The 3,938-nt window shown below is 61.3% G+C and carries 5 protein-coding genes; 1 reads left to right on the forward strand and 4 read right to left on the reverse strand.

Features of this window, described 5'->3' with window-relative positions; all coding sequences use genetic code 11:
* Positions 1-62 precede the first annotated feature (62 nt).
* The 4 genes from EOA85_RS29610 to EOA85_RS29625 all read right to left on the reverse strand — a co-directional run bounded on the left by EOA85_RS29610 (position 63) and on the right by EOA85_RS29625 (position 2,979).
* Positions 63-833 (reverse strand): transglycosylase SLT domain-containing protein, encoded by a 771-nt coding sequence (locus EOA85_RS29610; protein ID WP_127212117.1) that lies wholly within the window; start codon positions 831-833, stop codon positions 63-65.
* Positions 834-1,017: 184 nt separating this feature from the next.
* Positions 1,018-1,779 carry an N-acetylmuramoyl-L-alanine amidase gene (locus EOA85_RS29615; protein ID WP_127212118.1) on the reverse strand — a complete coding sequence of 254 codons (762 nt, stop codon included), beginning with the start codon at positions 1,777-1,779 and terminating at the stop codon, positions 1,018-1,020.
* Positions 1,776-2,495, reverse strand: a complete 720-nt coding sequence (locus EOA85_RS29620; protein ID WP_127212119.1) for a DnaJ family molecular chaperone — start codon at positions 2,493-2,495, stop codon at positions 1,776-1,778. Before EOA85_RS29620 ends, EOA85_RS29615 begins: the two co-directional genes overlap by 4 nt.
* Before the next feature lie 292 nt (positions 2,496-2,787).
* On the reverse strand, positions 2,788-2,979 hold the full coding sequence (locus tag EOA85_RS29625) for a hypothetical protein (protein WP_029351485.1): 192 nt from the start codon (positions 2,977-2,979) through the stop codon (positions 2,788-2,790).
* 201 nt (positions 2,980-3,180) lie between these two features.
* Here EOA85_RS29625 and EOA85_RS29630 point away from each other — a divergent pair.
* Positions 3,181-3,938 (forward strand): hydantoinase/oxoprolinase family protein (locus EOA85_RS29630; RefSeq protein WP_245486130.1); only part of this gene is annotated, 758 nt, incomplete at its 3' end.

A 3,938-nucleotide genomic window follows, 5' to 3' on the forward strand; every position in this document is an offset into this window, starting at 1 on the left:
CTGGCAAGGCGTATAAAGGGGTTCAAGGCCGAAAACGCAAGAAAAAAGCAGGTTCGGGCTTATTACGCCGGCGCTCCAAGCGCGGCCAACTGCACCTTGACCTTGCCGCAATAGGCCGCGGAAATCGGGTTCATCCGCTTGGCGCCATGGCCGGCATTGTATTTGAGAATCGTGCCGCAGGTCGTGCCGCCGCCGAGGTTGTGCGCCATGGCGAGGTATTTCATGCCGTATTTGATGTTGGTCTCGGGATCGTAGAGGCCCTTGATCGAGCCGCTGTAACCCATCATCCGCGCCGTCGACGGCTTGATCTGCATCAGGCCGATCTCACCGGCGCTGCCGACCTGGTTCGGCCGAAAGCTGCTTTCGATCATGATGACGGCCTTGGCGAGCGAGACCGGCACACCATTGCTGGCGGCATGACGCTCGATGATCGCCGAATACTGGCCAGCGGCCGCCGCGTTCGGCGCCGCCGCCCGGCTTTTCCCGCCGATCGACGCCGTCGTCGCCTGGTCGATGCGGGTCCTGTTGCGCTTCACGTGCCGTTTGGAGACTGCATTTTTTGCGGAGGCTGGCTTGTTTACCTTTACCCCAGCTTTTTCCGCCTTTGCGGATGCTGGCTTTTTCACCTTTGCCGCAGCAGCTTTTACCGCCTTTGCGGAGGCTGTCCTTTTTTCCTTTGCATCTTGGCCGGCTTTCGGCGTGGCGGTTTTATCGGACACGGTAATGAAACCCTGGTCGGCCCGCTGGCTCAGCGGCGCGCCATGGGCGGCACCGATGGCAAAAGTCATTACGCCGGCAGCAACAGCTGCCGTTAAAACGGTCAATTTCTGCATGGGATCCTGTTCTGTTTGAACCGCGCGAAGAACTTCACGCAGCTACGCTAAATCAACATCGGAACATCTGGGGGCTCTAGGTCCGACAATTTGCACGGATCGCCTTTGACGGCCGAATTGGCGGCAAAAAAGGCGAGGCAAGTCACTTTGAGTGACAGGCTGTAACTGAACAGCTAGGAAAAGACTACTTCGGCGGAACTGCCCTCACGGAAGCAAGCAGCCTTTCCAGCGTGCGGATTGTCGATCCGTCGGCCACGCCATCCACTTTGCGTTGGCGGAAATGCCGTTGAAAAGCCTCGACCACGATTTCGGTATGCCGGTCAAAATTGCCTGATATCTCTACGCCATAACCGTAGAGCGCCAGCATCGATTGCAACGCCTCGACCTCGGCATTCGCATCGCCGGCCTTCAGCACCGCGCCGCGCCTGAGGGGTGCCGCTTCGACGAGATGGCCGACACCGGCCTCGAACAGCGCTTTCCAAGGGAATTTCTCGCCGGGGTCGATCTTGCGTCCCGGCGCCACGTCGGAATGGGCGAGCACCCGTTGGGCTGGAATCGTATGGCGCTGAACAATTCCCTTGCACAGGCCGATGACGGCATCGATCTGCGGTTTCGGAAAAGTCCGATAGCCCAGCGAATGCCCCGGATTCACGATCTCGATGCCGAGCGAACAGGAGTTGATGTCGCTGCGTCCGAACCAGGAACTCTTGCCGGCATGCCAGGCACGGTCGCTTTCCCTGACCATCTGGACGATGCGGCCGTCCTCATGGACGAGATAATGCGACGAAACCTCGCTGGCCGGATCGCACAGCCATGCTTCGGCGCCGGCGCCAGTCTCCATCCCGGTGTAGTGCAGCACGATCATGTCGGGCTTCTCGCGTCGTGGACCGAAATTCGGCGATACCCTTACCTCGGCGCTCGGCTCGTCGGGCGGGAAGCCGCTCATGCGTGCCGCAGGCCTCGTTCGATCATCTCATAGGCCGCGTTGATCGCCGCTATCCTGCTCGTTGCGATCTTGATGAATTCCTGCGGCAGCCCGCGTGCGATCAGCCGGTCGGGATGGTTGTCCGAAACCAGCTTGCGATAACGCCTCCTGACCTCCTCGAACGTTTTTCCCCGCTCGATGCCAAGCACGACATAGGGATCGGCCGCACCCAGGTCGACGTGCCGGGCCAGAATGCTCTGGTAATGCGCCTCCTCGATCCGGAAGATCTCGGCAATACGATGCAGGAACTGCCCTTCGCGCTCGTGGACCAGCCCGTCGGCCTTGGCGATGTGGAACAGCCCGTCGAGAATGTCCTCCAGCATCTTGCAGTTCGAATGACCGGAGCCGCAAAGCTGCGCCATGCGCGCGGCATAGGTCTCGAACCCGGCAATGTCGCGCTTGGCCAGATCGTAGAGCCGCGCCACATTGCGCGTTTGGTCCTTCGGCACTTCGAATATCTGCTGGAAGGCGCGCACCTCGTCCTGCGTGACGATGCCGTCGGCCTTGGCCATCTTGGCCGACAGCGCGATCATCGCTACCGAGAAGGCGACGCGCCGGCGCAGATCCGGGTCGCCGGAGAAAACCGTGCGTACAGCCTCGACCACGTCGACGACGCCGGACGAGGTTGAGGACGAAACGCGCGTGATGAAGTCGCCAAGGCGATCCCAAATCGACATGGGCACCTATTAGGGCTAACTGGCCACCGCTATCAAGCGAAGACAATGCCGCAGGGCAGCCGATTTCGCGGCCGCCTGACCAGCTGGCGCAACCGTCGATCATGGAAAATCAGCAGGCGGCAGCGGCGGCCACGGCGAGCGAAACTGCCAGCCTTCGTCGCCTTGCCATTCGGCCCCTTCTGCTGGGCGAAAAAGTAACGGGCGAAACTGCGCTTGCGGCGGCGGTCGCAAGGAGCGTGTCCTGAAGTCAGAAGGCCGGCATGATGCCGGCCTTCTGTTCATCACCTGAGAACTACTGCGCCGGCGCAGCCGGAGCCGGCTCGGCCGGCTTCGTCGCGTCAGGAGCCGGCTGCATCGGCTGTTCGTTCGCCGGCGGATTGGTGCTCTGCGTGGTTGTGGCGTCCCCGCCCGTGCCGCTGTCGCTGCAAGCCGCAACGCCAAGCAGGGCAAGCGCCGAAACCGACGCAAGAATGAGTTTCTTCATGACATCTCTCCTCTAATCACGCCCCCCGCTACCGGGTGACGAGCGAGGACAGAATGCATCAGGCGCTTATGAGTTTCATAACGTTGCGTTTCCGCATGTAACATCATCTGCTTTTGCCGTTGCCGGCGAAGCCCTGGCGAACTAACACCAAGCCAGGGCGAATTAACATATTGAATCAATAAAATGCCTAGGAGAGCTGCCGTGACCGCCAAATGGGATTTCTGGATCGACCGCGGCGGCACCTTCACCGATGTCATAGGCCGTGATCCGGAAGGCGGGCTGCACCCGCGCAAGCTGCTTTCCGAGAATCCTGAAGCCTATACCGACGCCGCCATCCAGGGCATTCGCGATCTGCTCGAATTAAAATCCGGCGCGCCGATCCCGTCCGGCCTGATCGGCGACATCAAGATGGGCACTACCGTTGCCACCAACGCGCTTCTGGAGCGCAAGGGCGACCGCGTGCTGCTGCTCATCACCAGGGGATTTCGCGACGCGCTGAGGATCGCCTATCAGGCGCGGCCCGACATCTTCGCCAAGGAGATCATTCTTCCCGAACAACTCTACGAGCGCGTCATCGAGGTCGACGAGCGCGTGCGCGCCGACGGCTGCGTCGATCGGCTGCTCGACATCGCCGCCGTGCGCCCAGCCATCGAACAGGCCAAGGCCGACGGCATTGACGCCGTGGCGATCGTCTTCATGCATGCCTGGAAATATCCCGACCACGAAAAGGCGGTTGCAAAAGTCTGCAGAAAACTGCGGTTTCGCCAAGTCTCGGTCAGCCACGAGGTCTCGCCACTCATCAAGCTGGTCGGCCGCGGCGACACTACCGTGGTCGATGCCTATCTGTCGCCGATCCTATCGCGCTATGTGCAGAGGGTGGCGGAAGAGCTGGGCGTTTTCTCCCCCCTCGAGGGGGAGATGGCCGCGAAGCGGCCAGAGGGGGTCGCCCAAGGCAGCGC

Origin of the sequence: Mesorhizobium sp. M5C.F.Ca.IN.020.29.1.1 (genome assembly GCF_003997375.1) — a bacterium.
Lineage (GTDB): Bacteria > Pseudomonadota > Alphaproteobacteria > Rhizobiales > Rhizobiaceae > Mesorhizobium > Mesorhizobium wenxiniae.